The following is a 20,061-nucleotide window of genomic DNA, read 5'->3' on the forward strand; positions in this document are numbered from 1 at the left end:
CTCTGCGTGGGAATGACTCAACGGACGCTCCGCGTTCGGCTTTTGGGACGCGGAGCGTCCCTGGCTGCATTCCCACGCAGAGCGTGGGAACGATCATTGGGCTGACGAAGACCACCGCACACTGCCATCCTCACCAATAAACGTCTCTTCGATGTTCTCCCCCACCAGCCGCACCTTCACATAACCGTTCAGCACCCTGTCCGGGTACGCCTCATCCCGCGCATTTTGGGTCTCCGACCACAACACCCGCGAATGCCCGTCCAGCTCGCTGGCATTGCCATACGGAATCGCTCCGTGCCCGGCGCAACGCGCATGCAACCCACCCTGGGCCGCGTAGCAGATGCCATTGTGCAAATGCCCCCAATACCAGTAATCCGGCTCACGCCCCAAGGCATCACACACTGTTTGATACAGCGCCGTCTTGTTGTGCCCGGAGATATCAAAACCCTGATGGTGACTGAGCACCATTAACTTCTTGCGCTGGGGCAAGTCTTTCATCCAGGCGATCTGCTCCTTGTTCAGCGTGCCGTCCATGTACAGATTGATCGCATCGGAGGCATAAGCACTGTCGAGCCCGACGACCAGCCAGTCGTCGTTGTACAACGCGAAATAACTGGTGCCCTGTTGCGCCGGGAAGCGTTTGGCCAGCTCCTTGAAGTAGCCATGGGCGCCGTTGTACATCTCATGGTTGGAATTGAGGGTGAACGAACCGTGCTTGCCCATGGGCCAACCCACCATGTCGACGTCTTCCTGAGAGTGGGTGCCGGCGTAATACACATCCCCCAGGTGAATGGTGAAATCGGCCTGAGCCAGTTGCATCTGATTGGCTACCGCCACCGCCGGTGCATGACTGTCGAATGGCCCGGTGCCCCAGTCCCCGGCGATTGCCAGCACCACGTCGCTGTCCATTTTCATCAGCGCCGGGTTGGTGGCAAACGGGGCGTGATGACGCAGGTTTTCGATCCACTTCAGCAGCGCCTCGCTCCACAGCAAATCCAGCAGCTCCCATTTGCGACAACCGAGCAGGCTGCCGTCCTTGAGTACCCGGGTTTGCAATTCGTCTACCGATTGCGGCAAGGGCGTGGCGTTGCCGATGTGCAGGATCGACAAACCGTGGGACAACTCCCACGGCACGCTCGGCTGATCGTCCGGCAAGTCGCCGTGTTTGAGCACGTATTGCGCCTGATCGTGGCCCCGTTGCAGCAGCGCGACGATGGCCTCGAACTCCTCCGGTTCAAGCTCGCTGACGAGCTTCTTCCAGGACATTTCCAGTCGTGTGAACAACCCGTGCACGCGCAGTTTGACCTTGTCGTATTCATGTTCCCAATGAGTGACGAGTGACATGTCGGTATTCCTCCATCCGTAGTGGGATTACAGGGTTTTCATGAACTCGATGAGCGCCCGTTTATCGAGTTCCGACAGCTGCGTGCCGTACAGGTGGCCGCCGTTGTGGTTGCCTTCAAGACGCGTGTCGTATTTGAAGTCCGCCGAGGCTTTCATTTGCTCGCCACTGGTGACGAAGCCGACCTTCTGCGGGTCGTACACGTCGGAGCCGGTGAAGAACACCTGCGGCCGCTGTTCCGGTGGTTGCAGCAAATCCCACAGGGTCGGCACCGAACCGTTGTGCAAGTACGGCGCCCGCAACCAGATACCGTCGGTAGGCGTGTTGCTGTAGCTCTGGGTCTTGCGATAGGCGCCAAAGTCGAACGGCGATTTCTTGAAGCCATGGAAGGCCGTCACCAGACCTGTGGTGAACGAGTTCAGCCGATGGGGATCGGTGCCCAGTTCATCAATGTTGGTAGTGACCTGACCGGTGTCGGTGCGGCCGAAGTCATGGCAACCGGCGCAGTTGCTTTCCCAGACCGGCTTGCCCCTGGCAACCTTGGCCTGATCCAGCGCGAACGGCCAGGCCGGTGGTTTGTGGCCCAGCAGCCAGTCGGTCACCCGGTTGAAACTGGCCGGCAGTACCGACTCCGGCGTCGCGCCCACGGCCATGGCCGCCGCGTAGTTGCGCTCATGGATGTCGTTGTTGTTGCCGTCCCAGTGCAGATACAGCGACTCTCGGGGTTTCTGGTTCCAGACTTGCGGCAAGTCGACAGTGCCGATGGTCGAGTCATCCGGGAAGCCGAACACCACCATTTTCGTCGGGTTGAAGGTGTCGGTGCGCCCCGGCCCTTGAGGTGCGCGCAGTTGCTGCCAGGCATAGGCCTGTTTCTGCTTGACCAGCGCGCTCGTGGCCATCGGAATGATCAGATAGCGGTTGTACAACCGCTCGAAAAACCCGAGCTGGAATTTGTTGTTGATCGCGGTCATCACCGCCTCGGTGGTGAATGTCGGATCGCTGGCGCAATCGTAGGCGAACCACTGGAAAGCCTGCAGTTGCAGGGTATTGGCTGGCGCGGTGGCCACCGGCGTGGCGACGTCGCTGGCATTGGCCCGGTAGGAACCGGTGTGACACAACGCACAGTTGGGCTCTACGGTCGGGTAACCGATCTGCCGCTTGGCCATGCCAATCGGCAGGTCCTTGCCGTTTTCGTAAAGGAAGCCGAAGACTTCATAACCGCCGGGCTTCGGCAGCTTCTCCGGACACATCTGCGGTAATACGGCGAACAGGTAATAAGGAATCCGCGCTTCGATACCGAGGCCGATGGCGGCGTATTTGTAGTGATCTTCGTCAGAAGCGTATTGCGCTGCCGGCACGACCCGCAGCATCTGGTACCAGGTTTCGTAGCCGATAAACCCCAGTGCCAGTACCACGATCAGCGTGCCCACCTTGAAACTGTGGCGTTGCCAGCGCAGCGCCCAACCTGCACGCCATCGCCGCCAGCCGTCGCAGATTAACGCCAACGGTCGATTGGCCGGCGAGGTGCCGAGGTACAGCAGAATCCCGAGGATCAGGAACATGCTCAGATCGCCCATCAGCATCGGCACGAACACCTGAGCCTGGTTGCTGGTGTTGATCAGGTAGATCCAGAACGCCACGGCCACCAATCGCGACAACACGCACAGCCACGAATGCACGACGTATCGCGCCGCGTTGAAACCTGACGGCATGTAGAACAAGCTGATCCCCACCAACAACATGCCGGCATTTTCCAGCCAGGGATCGGAGAGTTGCGGTGGCATGCCGAGCATCGAGGTCAGCAGCGCCGGGGCAAAAAGCGCCGGGATCGCGAAGACCATGTTCATCACGATGCCTAGCCAGATGAAGCGTTGAAACCAGCGGATGTAACTGTCCATATCATCCATTTCCTTCTAATCCTGAACACCGCAAACCGTCGAGCGAGCCCCCCTGTGGGAGCAGGCTTGCTCGCGAAAGCGGTGTGTCAATCAACAATGATGTTGAAGCTGATGGCCCCTTCGCGAGCAAGCCCGCTCCCACAAGGGGAGTTGTGCTAACCGAGGGCAGTTTTCTCCAGGTGTTGCAGGATGATCGGGTACACATCGACCACCGCGTCTTTGCCAAACATGCAGTCGATATGGCCGTACCCCGGCACCACATGCCGGCTATAGCGCTCCGGCCCATGCACCTCGCACACACGCTCAAAAGTCTTGAGCGTGCTTTCCGGCAGGTAGCACTGGTTGTCTGCGCCGCTGATAAAGCAGATCGGCATGCTCAGCCGGTCGAAGTGCGGCATGTAGACGTCCTCGCCCTTGAAGTCCACCAGATGCCCTTTGCGCACAATCAGCGCCAGATGCTCGAAGGTGTGCATGTTCGACTCGCCGAACAGCTCGTGCAGGTTGTCGTGCAGGGTTTCGTTGAGGGTGTCGTGGCGATACAACGATGCGTACATGAAGGTAATGCGATGGCACACCGGGTTGGTGCAGTAACCCTGAGCCTCGATCCGGGCGTAGCCGTTGAGGGCTTTGTCATAGAGTTTGTTGAACCAGTTTTCCTTGTTGTCGGCGTACGCCGTGAGGGATTTGATGCCAATGGCGTCAAGCATGCCTGGCAGGTGCAAACCGGCCTTGAGCCCGGTCGCCGTGGCAACCACGGCATCTGCCGCGATCTGCGAGCAGACCACCGAACGCACGCCCTGCAACCCGGCCAGCAATGACATGAAGAAGGTTGTCGCACCGTAGCAGTGCACCACGCATTGCACGTCTGACGCTTTGGTTTCCTGCTGGATCTGCGCGATGGCAGCCTTGAAATCGTACTGGGCGATCTGGTCGCCGTTCCATTCCTTCTTGCTCGCCGGCAGCAAGATACTCACCCGCAAATCCAGCAGCCAGACGTCATACTCGTGCTTGCACAAGTACTCCAGCAGATTGGTCTGGATGGTGTCGGTGGAGAAAATATTCGAGCCCACGCCCAAGCCGTGAACCAGCATCACCGGCCCTTTGCTGCCGCCCTGATAACGGGTCAGGCGCAGTTCGACGTTGTCTTCGGTCTGGAAGAAATGCACTACGGGCGACGGCGCATCCAGCGGTCGTTTCAGCCGTGGCGGTGCGTCGGGATTGAAGTAGATGTCGCCCGCGAACACGCCACCGTAGCTCTCCCAGAGAATCCCGGCGAAGAACTTCCCAAACCGCGCCAGGCCTTCGATGCGTTCGCGCTCGTTGCGGGCGTTGAGCACCTTCATGGTGGTCATCTGCTTGGCGAAATCGGTCGGATGGATGTGCATCACCCCGGTGCCAATCACCTCGCCGCTCTTGTCAGGCCCACGATACAGCGTCACGTAGAGGGTGCTGGTGTCGTGCCAGATGTTCAGCACGCCGTTGTCTTCGGGTACGGTTTTGAAGGCGCTGAAGTAATAGTCGTTGCCGTCCTCGGCGGTCAGTCTCATGTCGTACTTCATGTGCCGCACGCCGACCTGTTCCTGATACTGCTCGAACAGGTTGAACACGCCGTTGCTGGCGGTCAGCGGCTGCGGTGACAGGCTCGGTGCGTTGACCGTGCCGACCAGAGTGGCCGCATGTTCCGGCTCCTTGATCATGCGATTGAGGTCATTGGCGGTGATGGTCAGGGTGAAGTCGATGGGCGAGTTGTCCGCCTCGCCACGCTTGGCCGCCGCTTCGTAGACCTTCAGGTCAGTGCTCTGGGCCGCCGTGAAGGCCCGGGAAAAGTAGCCTTTCATGGTTTCGGTGAATTGCACGCCAAGGGTCGGTGGCGCCACTTGTTTGCGCGGCGCCGAGGGCAGCGTGTAGTCGATCTGCCAACCGCGATCGGCGGCCAGCAGACCCATGTTGCGCTCACTCACGGCGGAAATGGTCAGCAGCGGATTGACCGCCAGGGAGGTCGGAATCACTGCGCCGTCGGTCACGTACAAACTCGCATACACGTCGGTCCCGTTGTCCCCGCTGAACACCTGGCCCTTGTGGTTGACCACGCCCTGCCCCGCGTCTTCGCCCATGACGCAACCGCCCAACGGGTGAACCGAAACGATGCTGTGCTTGAGCAGCTTGGTCCAGATCGGGTTCTCGACCCAGATCCCACCCAACGCCGTGGTGCTCAGGTGCAGCCGCTCGTTGCCGATCTTGACGTTTTCCTGCTCGCCGACGCCCGGCCAGTCGATGCGCAATTGATCCTTGCTGTCCAGCACCATGCGGCCCTTGCCGTCGTCGTGACTCATGATCAGGTACGTCTGCATATTGTGCAGTGCGCCGTAGTACGGGCCACGGAGGAAGCTTTCGGCTTCGCGCTCCTTGTACTTCAACTTGCCGGTAAAACTGTCATCGGTGGGTTTGCCGATCAGCTCGGCGAACCCGGCCATGCTCGGCACCATCGGCCGGCCGAGGGCGCCGGGGATCGAACCTTCTTCGATGACCATGCGGCTGCGCCAGTCGCCTTCGGTGCGCATGTCGATGACCGAGGTGATGCACGGGCCGACCGGCTGCAGTTCCTTGGCTGGATGGGCACCAAAACCAATGCCGTTGATCGGTTGTTCACAGTTGTGACCGAAGCCAAGGATGTCACCGTTGCCGCTCATGTTTTCACCGAGCTGGCCGGACATCGACAGGCCTTTATCTCGGGAGCGCAGAAGGATTTCAGTGGACCCCAGAGTGCCGGCGGACACCACCACGATGTCGGCTTTGACGAACAGCGTCGGCGCCGAGAACTTCTCGCGACCGCTGTCCAGGTACTGGAAATGCACGATCCAGCCATCGCCGTCGCGCTCCAGATGTCGCACCTCGGCCTGACAGAAAATCTCTGCGCCGTGATTCCAGGCGTCCGGCAGGTAGTTCATCAGCGTGGTGTTCTTGGCCTTGTTGTTACAGCCCGACACGCAGTCGCCGCAGTGATTGCAAGGCAGTTGCTCGACGCCGACGTGGTTGAGATTGTTCGGCAGTTTGTCGAAGGTCACGTTGATCGGCGGCTGGTAGAAATGCGCGCCTTGCTTGAGGTAATCCGCCGACTTCTTGTTGGCTTCGAGTTTCGGCAACACCGGTGAGGTGCTGGGGTACGGCGTGGGTTTGAGCATTTCCCGAGCCCGGGCGTACCCGTCCTTGAGCAAGGTGTCGCGATGTTCGCGCACTGCCAATGGCCAGCGCGGGTCGTCGAACACGCCGGGTTCAGGCTCCAGGGCAACGTTGGCGTTGATCAGTGATGTACCGCCCAGACCGCAACCGACCACCACGTTCTGCTGGGCGTTGACGTGCAGATCGAATAACCCGGTGCGCGAGCCGATGTGGCCATCCGGGTCATGCACCTGCAACTCCTCGGTTGCCGCCAACATCGTGTTGGGATACTCGCCGGGCTGCATTTCGCGACCGCGTTCCAGCAGGCAGACTCGCTTGCCGGCGCGGGACAGGCGCGACGCAGCGATTCCGCCGCCGTAACCCGAGCCGATAACGATCACGTCGTAATGTTCCTTGATGTCGCTGATGGGCGTTGCGATCCGTGTCATGGGTCTATTCCTCTCTCAGGCAGTTGGGACAACTCTGCGGTCGCCTGCAATCGATGGGCGAACGAACACCTGGCCGCTGAGTAAACTCAGCGGCAGCCAGCGGGGGCATTGAAAATGTCAGGCGCTATAGACGAGCGCGCTGATTGGTGGCGTGTCGGTGAATGCGTCTGCGCAACAAAGCCGCCGGTGTGGGCACGCAGGTCGCGCAGAGAATGGGGGGCGAGCGATGTGGCTGGCTATCCATCACGCGTTCTCCCTGAACCAGATGTGGATAAGTGACGGCTGTCCTTGTGCCCTGTGAGTGAAGACAGCCGACAGATCGAAGTCAAGGATCCGACTTAGAACTGTATGAAATCTGATCTATTGCGTTTACGCCTATGCGGGACGTGGCTTGCAGGGTTTAGCGAACAACTTATCCACACCTCCACCCACAGCAAATGGGGACAAGTGTGGATTTACAGAAAATTTTCTCCACAGAAACTGAAGAAAATCCGTGACTTATCCAGAAGCAGGGTTTTGAGCAACGATTGGTTGTTTTTTGATCGAAAGCTTGAACGGCACGTTACACGTGGCTTGCAGAGGATGGCGAACACCTTATCCACAGAAGCGCCAACAGACTTTGGGGGCAACTTGGGCGGTTCTGTGGAAAACCGTTGGAAGCCGCGATAAATCGGGGTTTGCGCGAGGTTTATCGGCTTAAAACGATGATTTGATCGTTTTTTGATCATCCGCCTGACAAGCCCGTTTTATATGGCCTGTAGAGGACAGCGAACATCTTATCCACAGATGCGCTAACAGAGATTGGGGGCAAGTATTGGCTCGGGTACAAAGTTATCCTCTGAAAAAAGCCTGAAAAAACCGCAAGTTAGGCTGGTTGTTTTTTGTACGAAGGGTTGCAGGGCTTGATTTGTATGGGGTGTAGCGAAGGGCGAACATGTTATCCACAGAAGCGCTAACAGGGATTGTGGGTAACCGCGATCAGGTCCTGTTGAAACATGACCAGCCCGAGTCGATATCCATATTCAACTCATAGTCATTGAATGCACCCCACCCAATCAAAAGCGAAGGCACGTATTGGCCCAGCAACAACGACGGAGGAATCGTGTAGTCCGGGTAGTAGTTGTAGGTGATCGATTGGATATGGCCCGACAGGCTCAATTCCCCCTTGAAGGTTTGGGAACGCGGCTTATCGGTGACATGAACGGGTGAGTTGCCCGGCGAGGACGACGTCAGGTAATCAACATTGCCGGTGTCGATAATCGCCGGCGTGGCCCGACGATCCAGGCGTGCGGCAATGGTCAGTCTTTGATTGATGTCGATACGCGCATAGTTAATTCGCGAATCACATCGAGCAGGAGGTTCGGCGTTAAGTTCCAGGGTCTTTTTGGTGACCTTTAAACGCCCCAACTTACCAAGTAAATCGAGCCCCAGTAAGTTATCCCGGTCGCTGACAAACACCAGGACGTTTCTGAACTCGCTTGAGCCTATCTTTAAAGACTCAAAGATCCCGAGTTTGGCAGACAGGTCACGTTCACCATAAAACGTGCTGTAGCCATAGTGAGAGTCGGTTAATAACCTGATTCCCATCAGCTTCGCGGTTTCGTGGTTGACCCGGGTTTGCGGGGCGCCGGTGTCCAGAATGAAGCGCGACGAGACACCATTGGCCGCTTTGACATCGAGGTAGGGCAGCACCTCGTCAGTCCCGTGACCGTCGGTGGCGTAAGGATGAATCGCCAGCACCTCGCGCCGCTTCGTTCTTGTCACCGAAAAATCGCCGACCGCCCGCAGGGTCGCGAGGGATTCGCTGCCGAACATGGAAAACATCGCGTTGAGTTCAGTTTCATTCGCGATTGCCTGAGCATGACGACGCTTGATCGCCAAATAGTATTCGGGGATCTGGTTTGCGGTTTTGGCCTCGAACATTCGGGCGAGAACGGAGACTGAACAATTCAGGTTGTCTTCAGCATCCAATACCTTGTCGCATTGCTGTTTCAGCTGTACCAAGGACGCTTTTTGTCCCTGTTCGGACTCTATCCATGTGTAGAAATCCGGAGCTGCCTGCTGGGTATCAGCCATCGAACTTGATGCTGCACACATAAAAAATGCAAACAGCACCAGAGACGACTTTGAATTCACGCCGCCGATCAGACATGTCTCACGCCGACTGACCGCCCTCATGTTCAACCCATTCTTGAAAACGAGTTTTATGAACTAACGCTGCGGCAACCCTGAGCAGCTCATAGAGAAATGTAGCTCACTAGGGCCGATACATCAGATAGGCCTCACCCGTGACCCGAATCATCGGATGGGGAGTGATCTGGCAGGTATCGACGATACGAAAACCATGTCGCTCGTAAAACCGACGGGCGCCGGTGTTCACGGCGTAGTCGATCAGGCTCAAGCCGTTGAGTCCGAGCTGGTTAGCACGGTCGTAGGCGTAGGCCAGGAATTGCTTGCCCAGCCCCTGGTTTCGCCAGCCCTCATGCAGCGCCAGGCTGGAAATGTAGAGGGTGTCGGGGATTTCCATCTTCGCGTAGGGCGCCAGGACCGGATCGGTCGTCGGCTCTGCCAGAGGATCGTGACGCATCACGTAGCAGTGCATCATGCCGATGACCGTCCCGTCCGCTTCGGCGATCAGGCAGTTCTGGTAAGAAAAATCCACATCTTCGCGAGCGTAGCGAATCGCGCCGACGTCCAGCAGATCCTGGCCGGGCTCTGCTATCTGGCTCCAGATGTAATCCGAACAGCCCTCAGAAGAAATCTGAAACAAGCGAGCAATCTCTCGCGCATCCGCGCGCACTGCCGAACGAAACTCAACGGCCATTGAACAGCACCCCATGAAAACAAAAGAGCGCCCGATTTAACGCGAGCGCTCATGGCGCGGCAACGCACCTGATGGAAGGTTGTATATCCAGATGTTGCAACCTGATGCCCAGCGTCAGCGGACCACGCCTTCTTCAATCAGCAACTTGAGAATGGCTTCAGCCCCCGCCTGCGCCGTGACGCCCTTGAGCACTTGCCCGCCACCACCACTGGCCTTGGCCGTCGCGGCTTTCATGCGATCGGCACCACTCTTGGCCTTGATCACCTTCAAGCGTTTAGGCCGTGGTTTTGCGGGTTGCAGCGTGGCGACCGCCAGCAGTTCATCGTCGATCACTTCGACTTCATCCGCCTGCAGCACACCGCGTCGGGCCGGGCCATAAGCGCTCTGCCGAGGCTTCGGCGCGGCGTTATCCACAGTCGCGAGAAACGGCAGCCGTACTTTCAAGCGACGGCGTTGACCACGAGGCAAGGCTTGCAGCACCAGCGCTGAATTACCGTCGATGGATTCAACTTGAGCCAGTCCTACCACCAGCGGCCAGCCCAGGTTTTCCGCCAGCAGGAACGGCAACATGCCCGAGCCTTCTCCGGTTTCCGCCTGGCTGCCGGTCAGCACGACCTGAGCCCCGGCGTCACGCAAATACGCGGTCAATGCCGGCAGTGCATCGGCGCCTTCCGGCTGCTCAAGCACATGTAACTGTTCCAGGCCCATGCCCAGATACGCACGCAACGCCGGTTCCGCGACGTCGCCGGCATGCAGCACTTGCAGGTTATCCCCAGCGAGTTGCAGGCCCAGCTCCACCGCCCGCGCATCCTGCTCCGCGCGACGTGGCCGGCCGGAGGTCGGGTGGGCGCCGATGGACACCAGGCTGATGATTTTCGTGCTCATAACCCTTTCCTTTCCTTAAGCCGCATCGCGCTTGGCTTCGTTGCGGTAAGCCTCTACCGCGTCGATCAAGGCTTGAAGAATCTCGGCGCTCTCACCGATCACCGACAGGTCGGCCCGTTTGATCATGTCGCAGCCAGGATCGAGGTTGATCGCCACCACCTTGTCGCAGGCACCGATGCCTTGCAGGTGCTGGATCGCCCCGGAAATCCCCACCGCCACGTAGACCCGCGCGGTGACCCAGGTGCCGGACGCACCGACCTGACGGTCGCGCGCCATGAAGCCATCGTCCACCGCCACTCGGGACGCGCCTTCGGTAGCGCCCAACGCTTCGGCGGTCCTGTGGAAAAGTCCCCAGTCCTTGACCCCGTTGCCGCCGGAGAAGATGAACTCGGCTTCGGCCATCGGAATCGCCGCCGGATCCACTGCCACGGCGCCCAAATCCTCGATGCGCGAGAGACTGCGCGCCACCGCTGTGGATAACTCCACCGGCGAGGCTTCGTGACGGGTTTCGCTGACCGGTTCGGCGCATTCGACGGCAGCCAGAATCAAGCGCGCAACCGGGCGCGCAAGGTCTTGCAAACCGGCACCGGCGCGGCCGATGCATTCCTGATCCTTGACCTGCCAGACCCGCGTGGCCGGGCGTTCGCCCAGTGCGGCGGCAAAGCGTCGACCCAGTTCACCACCGCCGCTGCGGCTGTCCGGCAGCAGCCAGTGACGAGGGCTGAACTGGTTATCCACAGCCCGCAGGCCCTGGACCCGTTGTTCCGGTGCATAACCGCTGAACTCTTCACCATCCAGCACCAGCAAGCGATCGACGCCAGCGGTGGCGAAGGCGTTTTCTTTATGTTCACCGAATACCACGGCCAATACCGCGCCGTCCTTGCCGGCCAACTGATGAGCCAGGCCGAGCAAGTCGCGGTCATGGCTGCTCAAGCGGCCGCCGACCATGTCTGGCACCACGCTGATGTAAAACGCAGGTGCAGTCACTTGATGCAGCGGCAATTGCACTTCAACGGCGGCCGAGCGTTTGCTCGCCCCGCCCTGTTGAGCGCCGCTGCGGTCGATTCGCTTGATCCCGTTGGGACCGATAAAACCGATGCCATGGGGATTTTTGCGGATAACGCCGTTAGGCCCCATCCAGCTGTGTTGCGCCGGTTGCATGGCCGCGTGCAGCGGGTGCAGACGGTTGCGGGCGATCCATTCGGCGCGTGGGTCGCGGCGGATAATGTCGCTCATCAGTGGGCCTCCGCAGGTTCACGTTGGGCCGGTTTGGTCGGCTTGCTCGGGGCAGCGTCTTCGAGCAACGCGTCCGCCACCAGTTCGGCGATGTCTTTGATCAGCGGCCGGGGTTCGACCACGCCTTCGAGCATCGCGGTGCACTGTGGACAACCCACGGCCACCAGTTCGGCACCGGTTTCGCGGATGTCTTCCATGCGCATGTCGGGAATCCGTTGCTTGCCCGGGATGTCGGTGATCGGCGCACCGCCGCCACCGCCGCAGCAGCGCGAGCGGAAACCGGAACGTTGCATTTCCTTGATCTCGATCCCCAGGGCGCGCAGCACTTCACGCGGTGCCTCGTATTCGCCGTTGTAGCGGCCGAGGTAGCACGGATCGTGATAAGTCACGCTGCTGCCTTTGTGCTGGCCGAGGTTCAGGGCGCCAGCGCCGATGATTTCCGCCATGTAGGTGCTGTGGTGCTGCACGAGGTAGTTGCCGTCGAAGGCGCCATACTCGTTTTTCAGCACGTGGAAGCTGTGCGGGTCGCAGGTGACGATGCGGTTGAAGCTGTACTTGGCCAGGGTCTGGATGTTGCGTTTGGCCAACAACTGGAAGGTGGCTTCGTCGCCCAGACGTCGGGCCACGTCACCGCTGTCACGCTCTTCGAGACCCAGTACCGCGAAGTCGACCTTGGCCGCTTTCAGCACTTTGACGAAGGCGCGCAGGGTGCGTTGGTTGCGCATGTCGAAGGCACCGTCGCCGACCCAGAACAGCACGTCGACGGATTTCTTTTCGCTCATCAGATTGAGGTTCAGGTCCGCCGCCCAGTTCATCCGCCCGCCCGGCGCGAAACCGCCAGGGTTGTCGGTGGCGATCAGGTTTTCCAGGACTTCGGCGCCCTTGTTCGGGGTCGCGCCTTTTTCCAGGGTCAGATGGCGACGCATGTCGACGATGGCATCGACGTGCTCGATCATCATCGGGCATTCCTCGACGCAGGCACGGCAAGTGGTGCAAGACCACAGGGTTTCAGCGTCCACCAGACCGTTGACGATCGGTTGATGCGGGTTACCGGCGTGTTCGCCGATGGCCTTGCCCGGATACGGACTGCCGGCGAACTTGGCATCGGTGCCACCGGCCAGGCCAACGACCATGTCTTGAATCAGTTTTTTCGGGTTCAGCGGCTGGCCGGCGGCAAACGCCGGGCACGCGGCTTCGCACTTACCGCACTGCACGCAGGCGTCGAAGCCGAGCAGTTGGTTCCAGGTGAAATCCTTGGGTTTTTCCACGCCCAGTGGCGCGTTTGGATCGTTCAGGTCCAGCGGTTTCAAACCGGTGGAACGGCCGCCACCAAAGCGTTCGGCGCGACGGTGCCAGGCCAGGTGCAGGGCACCGGCGAAGGCGTGCTTCATCGGCCCGCCCCAGGTCATGCCGAAGAACAGTTCGCTAACGCCCCACAGCACACCGACGCCGAGGATCGCCGCCACCACCCAACCGCCGAAGTTTTCCGGAAGGATCCCGGCGACCGGCAGGGTCAACAGGAAGAACGACGCCGAGAACGCCAACAGGCTTTTCGGCAGACGCATCCATGGCCCTTTGGACAGGCGGGCCGGTGGATTGCGACGACGCAGGAACATGAAAATCGCACCGACGAACATCACCGCCGAGGCAATCAACAGGGCAACACCGAGAATGCGATTGTGCAGGCCGAAACCGTGAACCAGGATCGCCAGCACAATCGACGCCACCGCACCGCCAGCCGTGGCGACGTGAGTGTTGGCGATGTATTTGTCCCGCGCGACGACATGGTGCAAATCGACCATGTAACGCTTGGGCATGGCGAACAGGCCGCCGATCAGGTCGACTTTCGAAGCCCGGCCTTGGCGCCACATAGCCACCCGCCGCAACGCGCCCAGGACAGCGAGGCCCAGGGCTGCGAACAACAGGATTGGAAGAAGGGTGTTCAACATGGTGGAGCTCCCAAAGACCGCAGGGTCTTGCAGGTCGAGATGCCTGACTCGGTTCCTGTGGGAGCGGGCTTGCCCGCGATTGCATTTTGTCAGTCACATCTGCATTGACTGACCCACCGCTATCGCGGGCAAGCCCGCTCCCACAGGGTCATGTGCAAGCCGTTAGAAGTCTTTGCACAACCGCAGCGCGTCGTAGATCGCCGCGTGGGTGTTGCGCTGCGCCACGCAGTCGCCGATGCGGAACAGCAAGTAGCCGTCGCCCGCCTGGCTCAGCGAAGGTTGCGGCTTGATCGCGAACAAGGCTTCGATGTCCATCTGGCCTTTGTTGCGCGAGCCTTCCTTCAGGGCGTAGTAGATTTCTTCGTCCGGACGCACGCCGTTTTCGACGACGACCTGGTCCACCACCCGCTCCTCTTTGGCGCCGGTGTATTCGTTTTCCAGCACCGCCACCAGCTTGTCGCCTTCGCGGTAGACCTTCTCCAGCATCATGTCCCCGGTCATGATCACTTCTTTCGGGTACATGCTGCGGTAGTAGGTCGGGAACGAGGTGCCGCCAATCGCCACGCCCGGTTTGATGTCGTCAGTGACGATCTCGACCTGGCTGCCTTTGTCGGCGAGGAAGTCCGCGGTCGACATCCCGGTGAACTCGCAAATGGTGTCGTAGACCAGCACGTTTTTGCCCGGTGCGACCTTGCCGTCGAGGATGTCCCAACTGCTGACGACCAGGCCTTCAGCCGCGCCCCAATGCTCGTTCTGCTCCAGGAATGGATGACCGCCGACGGCGAGTACCACCACGTCTGGACGCAGGTCGAGAATGGTTGCCGCATCGGCCGCCACGCCCAGGCGCAGGTCGACTTTCAAACGCGCTAATTCCAGTTGGAACCAGCGGGTGATACCGGCAATCTGGTCCCGTTGCGGAGCTTTCGAGGCGGTCGTGATCTGGCCGCCAATGAATTCTTTCTTCTCGAACAACGTCACGTCGTGGCCACGTTCGGCCGACACGCGAGCGGCTTCCATCCCGGCAGGGCCGGCACCGACCACCACAACTTTGCGCTTCACACCGGTCGATTTCTCGATGATGTGCGGCACGCCCATGTATTCACGGGAGGTCGCAGCGTTCTGGATGCACAACACGTCCAGACCCTGATATTGACGGTCGATGCAGTAGTTGGCGCCGACGCATTGTTTGATCTGGTCGACCTGACCCATTTTGATCTTGGCGATCAGGTGCGGGTCGGCGATGTGGGCGCGGGTCATGCCGACCATGTCCACGTAGCCGCCTTCCAGAATCCGCGTTGCCTGGTTCGGGTCCTTGATGTTCTGCGCGTGCAGCACCGGGGCCTTCACCACTTCTTTGATACCGGCGGCCAAGTGCAGGAATGGCTCCGGTGGATAACTCATGTTCGGAATAACGTTGGCCAGGGTGTTGTGGGTGTCGCAACCCGAACCGACCACGCCGATGAAGTCGATCATGCCGGTGTCGTCGTAGTACTTGGCGATCTGCTTCATGTCCTCGTGGGACAAGCCATCCGGGTGGAATTCGTCACCGCACAGACGAATGCCGACGCAGAAATCCGGGCCGACTTCAGCCCGCACAGCCTTGATTACTTCCAGGCCAAAACGCATGCGGTTTTCGAAGCTGCCGCCCCATTCGTCGGTACGTTTGTTGACGCGCGGACTCCAGAACTGGTCGATCATGTGCTGGTGCACGGCGGACAGCTCGACGCCATCGAGGCCACCGGCCTTGGCCCGTGCCGCAGCGCTGGCGTAGTTGCCGATCACCCGCCAGATTTCTTCCGGCTCGATGGTTTTGCAGGTCGCGCGGTGCACCGGTTCACGGATGCCCGACGGCGACAGCAGGGTTGGCCAATGCTCGCCGTCCCAGCGGGAACGACGCCCCATGTGGGTAATCTGGATCATGATCTTGGCGCCATGCTTGTGCATGGCATCGGCCAGGTTCTGGAAGTGCGGAATGATCCGGTCGTCGGCCAGGTTGACCGACTTCCACCAGCCTTGCGGGCTGTCGATGGCCACGCTGGAGGAGCCGCCGCAAATCGCCAGGCCGATCCCGCCCTTGGCTTTCTCTTCGTAATACTTGACGTACCGGTCGGTGGTCATGCCGCCGTCGGTGGCATAGACCTCGGCGTGCGCGGTGCTGAGCACGCGGTTGCGGATGGTCAGTTTGCCGATCTGGATCGGCTGGAACATTGCTTCGAAAGCCATGGCGGGTTCCTCGACTTACAACGGCTTGACGGTGAACAGGCCGTCGTCGTGGCCTTCTTCGGAGCCACCGTAAACCTGTTCGGCAACGGTGCGGATCTTGCTGCCGCGGGCTTGCAGAATCTGGTCCATGGCACCGGCAAACCAGCCAGTGAACATGTAGTCGACCTTGCGCCCGACCTTGCCGTACACGTAGACGAACGCCGAGTGTTCGAGCTTGACGCTGGCAGTGCCTTTGTCGAGGTCGATGTCCTGGATCTTGAACAGGCCCCAGCCGCGCTGCGACAGGCGCTTCATGTAGTGCTCGAACACCGCAACGCCTTCCAGGCCGTGGCATTCAGCTTCTTTTTCACACCAGTGCCAGGCGGATTTGTAGCCGGCCTTGTAGAGGATTTCCGCGTAGGCGTCGGCGCCCAGCACTTCCTCGATGCCCATGTGGTTGTTGACGAAGAAATGACGCGGCACATACAGCATTGGCAGGGCGTCGGAGGTCCAGACACCGGTTTCGCTGTCGACTTCGATTGGCAATTGCGGGGCGATCTTGGCCATGGAAACTTAACTCCAGAAAATTCGTGATGTGTTTTGCGTAGCAGCTGCCGAGGTACGAGGCTGCGTTGCGTGTCCGTAGGACCGCCCTCGGGGGCCGCTTCGCAGCCCGACGCAGCCTCGTCCCTCGGCAGCTGCTACAAGGGATCGTTGTTCAAAGTGGGCTTACTCGCCCCAGACGTCCTTGAGGACGTTGACCCAGTTCTCGCCCATGATCTTGCGGACCACGCGCTCGGAATGGCCGCGCTTGAGCAGGGTTTCGGTCAGGTTCGGAAACTCGCCGACGGTGCGGATGCCCAGCGGGTTAATGATCTTGCCGAAGCTGGTCAGGCGGCGGGCGTAGCCCTTGTCATGGGTCAGGTATTCGAAGAAGTCCTGGCCATGGCCCTGGGTGAAGTCGGTACCGATGCCGATCGCGTCTTCGCCAACGATGTTCATGGTGTATTCGATGGCTTCGGCGTAATCGTCGATGGTCGAATCGATGCCCTTGGCCAGGAATGGCGCAAACATGGTCACGCCGACGAAACCGCCGTGATCGGCGATGAATTTCAGTTCTTCGTCGGACTTGTTGCGCGGGTGAATTTTCAGACCCGACGGCAGGCAATGGGAGTAGCAGACCGGTTTCTTGGATTCGAGGATGACTTCTTCGGAAGTCTTCGAACCGACGTGGGACAGGTCGCACATGACGCCGACGCGGTTCATCTCGGCAACGATTTCACGACCGAAGCCCGACAGGCCACCATCACGCTCGTAGCAACCGGTACCGACCAGGTTTTGGGTGTTGTAGCACATCTGCACGATACCGACGCCCAGCTGCTTGAACACCTCGACGTAGCCGATCTGGTCTTCAAAGGCGTGAGCATTCTGGAAGCCGAAGAGGATGCCGGTCTTGCCCTGCTCTTTGGCCTTGCGGATATCGGCGGTGGTGCGCACTGGAATCACCAGGTCGCTGTTTTCGCGGATCAGCTTCTGGCTGGCGGCGATATTGTTGACGGTGGCCTGGAAGCCCTCCCACACCGACACGGTGCAGTTGGCCGCGGTCAGACCGCCCTTGCGCATGTCTTCGAACAGCTCACGGTTCCACTTGGCAATAATCAGACCGTCGATAACGATGCTGTCGGCGTGCAATTCGGCTGGGCTCATCAGGCTGTCCCCTATTAGCGATTCATGCGCCGAATCGTGTGCCGGCGCTTTGGGGCCAGCATATGCCTGAGGGAGGGGGCAGCCGGGTGCAAAAACGACAGGGGGTTTGCCGAAAGCGTCAATCCGCGACAAAGGGTCGTCGACGGACGTCATGAGCCACCTGTTCAAGGGCCTGCGCATGAGCCAGAATTCGCGCCACTACTGGATGCTTTACTGGAAAAAGGGGCGGCGGCGCAATGAAATCGATCTTCCTGGCTTTGGCACTGATAGCGACCGGCGTACACGCGGCTGAAGAGGCCGACGACAACCCCTGCGACAAAGTCGAAAACGAGGTCCAGACCCTGGAATGCTCGGTCTACAGCAGAAGCACCGCCGAAGACCTGCTGAAAGACAACTACCAAACCCTGACCGAACGCATGCAATCGCTCTACGGCAAGAACCCGGCACAACTGACCGACATCACCGCCAAGCTCAAGGCCGCACAACAGCAATGGCTGAAGACCCGGGATGCGGATTGCGCGGTTGAGGCGTTTCCGGCGACGACCGGTAGCAAGGCGTTCACGATTGCGCAGAATGATTGCGTGGCGCGGATGAGTGACGAGCGATCGGAGTTTTTGGAGTCGATTGGGCAGGAATAAGCCGTTAGAGCGTCTGCCACACTGACTCAAGAGCGATCAGCATTTTTTTGCTCGCCGCTTTATCGATCTCCAGATCGTCGCAACAGATACTCCACTCGGAAAAAGCATCAAGTGTCTGTTCGATGTAGCGATCAGGCTCAAGGAAACTGAAAGGTTTGCACACCTCGATAAGCGCCTTGCGTGTGGGTTTACCTCCTCCCGCGAAGGCTGTGGTGTGCTCGTTTCCGCGCCCTGCGGTGCTGGAAAAGGTCAGATCGTAAGCCGGAGCCATTTTCCAGCCGTCCTTGCCGCCAAAAAACGAGAAGTTCTTCGCGTGATCGTCGTGGTTATGAGCGAGAGCGTTGAAGACCATCAATCTGGCCATTTTCTCGACCTCGGTCGCATCCTTGCTCATTGTCCAGGTGGCTCGCAGTAAATCACTGTAATCGAGGCTTGGCGCACGGAAGTCAGCATAGAGAATCGCCGCAGCGGTAAGCATGTGGCGCTTGGAACCTGCCTCTCGATCGAAGCGTTTCGTGGCGAAGAATTGCTCGACCCCCTTGGTGGTTTCTACCTGAAAAAGCTTCGACTCGGAAATTTCGACCCCTGCCCGATGGGCCATCAGAGCATAAGCCTGCTCTATAGCGCCGCTATCACGATGCTCTTCTTCGCAGCGAAACTTGATCAACCAGTGCTCATAACCCTTGGGCATTTCACCGAATGACGAAACAGCGCGGCATTTGTCCGGCGACAGACCGATCACTGCTTTGGGCCGAGCACCACCGGGGGACCCTCCCGCCAGGCGCAGGGATGTGATGACCTCATCAGCACTGCCTGAAAGTATCGTTTGTGATGCCTCATAGAGCGCGGCCAGATCGAGGTCTTCGTCTGCGTCAACGGTCTCGAACATCGGCACATACTCGAGCGCCCCCATGCTTCGGTTGCCCATATAGGCCAGACGATCCAGCGGGCCGATTGCGTGGCGCTCGATTCCCAACTGACTTCGGAAAAATCGATCCATGAGCAACAACCCCCAGCCATCGGGCAACGAATCGCTGAAAGCGCCGTGCAGGCCATCAAACAGCAGCGCGTCGGCAGCCTTCTGGGGGGTGATAGAGAAATCCATGTGAAACGGGGTGAGGTTGAATCCTTTCGCCAGCCACCCGGGATCATAGGAAAAAAACAGGCCTTGACGAGGAATCGCAACCAATTCGCCGACCCTTGATTCCTGAAGCATGACGCTGAGTGCCTTAACGGATTTCATTGTCGGCCACGAGCCCTTTCGTAGTTTTTCAGTTGTTCGAGTGTCAGCGATTGAGCCGAGGCGAACAAATTCGTCAGTGGTTCTTCTGCCCCGAGGCAGATCGCGATCAGTAACAAGCCATCCAGAGAGATTTTGCCGGTGGTTTCAAAGCGCTTGATGTTCGATTCGGGTACGCCGGATTTTTGCGAGAGGGAGCGCCGCGAAAGGTTTTTGCTGAGCCTCAGACGCTTGGCATTACCGGCGATCTGCAGGGTGATCTCTCCGGGGGAATAAAGAATATGGGTCAGGGCCATGATTCGACCTCAAGTTGAGTGTGAGCAAGTGTAGCAGCGTAAAAATATTATTGATTTTAATGGGCAACATTTTACCCATTAATCAATAAAATCTACTTAAATAGACAATTTTTAGTCTTTTAAACATGCTCACGCTGTATGCACTGTAAGAAAAATCGGGGAACGCCTTGGCGCTATTGGCGGCGTGCCTGAGCCTGCTTGTTCAGAACGGGATGAAACAAGGCAGTACATCAGGC

At 59.2% G+C, this 20,061-nt stretch carries 14 protein-coding genes; 1 reads left to right on the forward strand and 13 read right to left on the reverse strand.

Going from position 1 to position 20,061, the window contains the following annotated elements:
- Positions 1–93: 93 nt before the first annotated feature.
- From ACMXYI_RS04590 to ACMXYI_RS04640, 11 genes are all read right to left on the reverse strand, one after another.
- Positions 94–1,344, reverse strand: coding sequence for a metallophosphoesterase family protein (locus ACMXYI_RS04590; protein ID WP_415771885.1), 1,251 nt, complete (start codon positions 1,342–1,344; stop codon positions 94–96).
- Between the two features lie 27 nt (positions 1,345–1,371).
- Positions 1,372–3,240, reverse strand: a complete 1,869-nt coding sequence (locus tag ACMXYI_RS04595; protein ID WP_415771886.1) for a hypothetical protein — start codon at positions 3,238–3,240, stop codon at positions 1,372–1,374.
- 155 nt (positions 3,241–3,395) lie between these two features.
- On the reverse strand, positions 3,396–6,848 hold the full coding sequence (locus ACMXYI_RS04600) for a GMC oxidoreductase (RefSeq protein WP_415771888.1): 3,453 nt from the start codon (positions 6,846–6,848) through the stop codon (positions 3,396–3,398).
- 978 nt (positions 6,849–7,826) lie between these two features.
- On the reverse strand, positions 7,827–9,026 hold the full coding sequence (locus tag ACMXYI_RS04605) for a retropepsin-like aspartic protease (RefSeq protein WP_415771890.1): 1,200 nt from the start codon (positions 9,024–9,026) through the stop codon (positions 7,827–7,829).
- Positions 9,027–9,105: 79 nt separating this feature from the next.
- Positions 9,106–9,672, reverse strand: coding sequence for a GNAT family N-acetyltransferase (locus tag ACMXYI_RS04610; protein ID WP_415771892.1), 567 nt, complete (start codon positions 9,670–9,672; stop codon positions 9,106–9,108).
- A gap of 114 nt (positions 9,673–9,786) precedes the next feature.
- Positions 9,787–10,557, reverse strand: a complete 771-nt coding sequence (locus ACMXYI_RS04615; RefSeq protein WP_415758825.1) for an electron transfer flavoprotein subunit beta — start codon at positions 10,555–10,557, stop codon at positions 9,787–9,789.
- A 15-nt stretch (positions 10,558–10,572) separates the two neighbouring features.
- Complete coding sequence (locus ACMXYI_RS04620; protein WP_415771894.1) at positions 10,573–11,793, reverse strand: electron transfer flavoprotein subunit alpha/FixB family protein; 1,221 nt, start codon at positions 11,791–11,793, stop codon at positions 10,573–10,575.
- Positions 11,793–13,742, reverse strand: coding sequence for a dimethylglycine demethylation protein DgcB (gene dgcB, locus ACMXYI_RS04625; protein WP_415771895.1), 1,950 nt, complete (start codon positions 13,740–13,742; stop codon positions 11,793–11,795). Before dgcB ends, ACMXYI_RS04620 begins: the two co-directional genes overlap by 1 nt.
- A gap of 162 nt (positions 13,743–13,904) precedes the next feature.
- Positions 13,905–15,965: a dimethylglycine demethylation protein DgcA gene (dgcA, locus tag ACMXYI_RS04630; protein ID WP_046052432.1), complete on the reverse strand. Its 2,061-nt coding sequence runs from the start codon at positions 15,963–15,965 to the stop codon at positions 13,905–13,907.
- Positions 15,966–15,980: 15 nt separating this feature from the next.
- Positions 15,981–16,511, reverse strand: coding sequence for a DUF5943 domain-containing protein (locus ACMXYI_RS04635; RefSeq protein ID WP_008033249.1), 531 nt, complete (start codon positions 16,509–16,511; stop codon positions 15,981–15,983).
- A 162-nt stretch (positions 16,512–16,673) separates the two neighbouring features.
- Entirely contained in the window at positions 16,674–17,651 is a 978-nt protein-coding gene (locus tag ACMXYI_RS04640) for a dipeptidase (RefSeq protein WP_008033250.1), read from the reverse strand.
- A 236-nt stretch (positions 17,652–17,887) separates the two neighbouring features.
- On the opposite strand from ACMXYI_RS04640, the gene ACMXYI_RS04645 reads away from it, so the two are divergent.
- A complete protein-coding gene (locus ACMXYI_RS04645) occupies positions 17,888–18,289 on the forward strand; it encodes a lysozyme inhibitor LprI family protein (RefSeq protein WP_415771897.1) in 402 nt (133 codons plus the stop codon).
- 4 nt (positions 18,290–18,293) lie between these two features.
- On the opposite strand, the gene ACMXYI_RS04650 is transcribed toward ACMXYI_RS04645, so the two are convergent.
- Positions 18,294–19,532 carry a type II toxin-antitoxin system HipA family toxin gene (locus ACMXYI_RS04650; protein WP_415771898.1) on the reverse strand — a complete coding sequence of 413 codons (1,239 nt, stop codon included), beginning with the start codon at positions 19,530–19,532 and terminating at the stop codon, positions 18,294–18,296.
- Positions 19,529–19,825 carry an XRE family transcriptional regulator gene (locus ACMXYI_RS04655; protein ID WP_415771899.1) on the reverse strand — a complete coding sequence of 99 codons (297 nt, stop codon included), beginning with the start codon at positions 19,823–19,825 and terminating at the stop codon, positions 19,529–19,531. Before ACMXYI_RS04655 ends, ACMXYI_RS04650 begins: the two co-directional genes overlap by 4 nt.
- Positions 19,826–20,061: the final 236 nt, after the last annotated feature.

This window comes from Pseudomonas lyxosi (genome assembly GCF_047758685.1).
GTDB lineage: Bacteria > Pseudomonadota > Gammaproteobacteria > Pseudomonadales > Pseudomonadaceae > Aquipseudomonas > Aquipseudomonas lyxosi.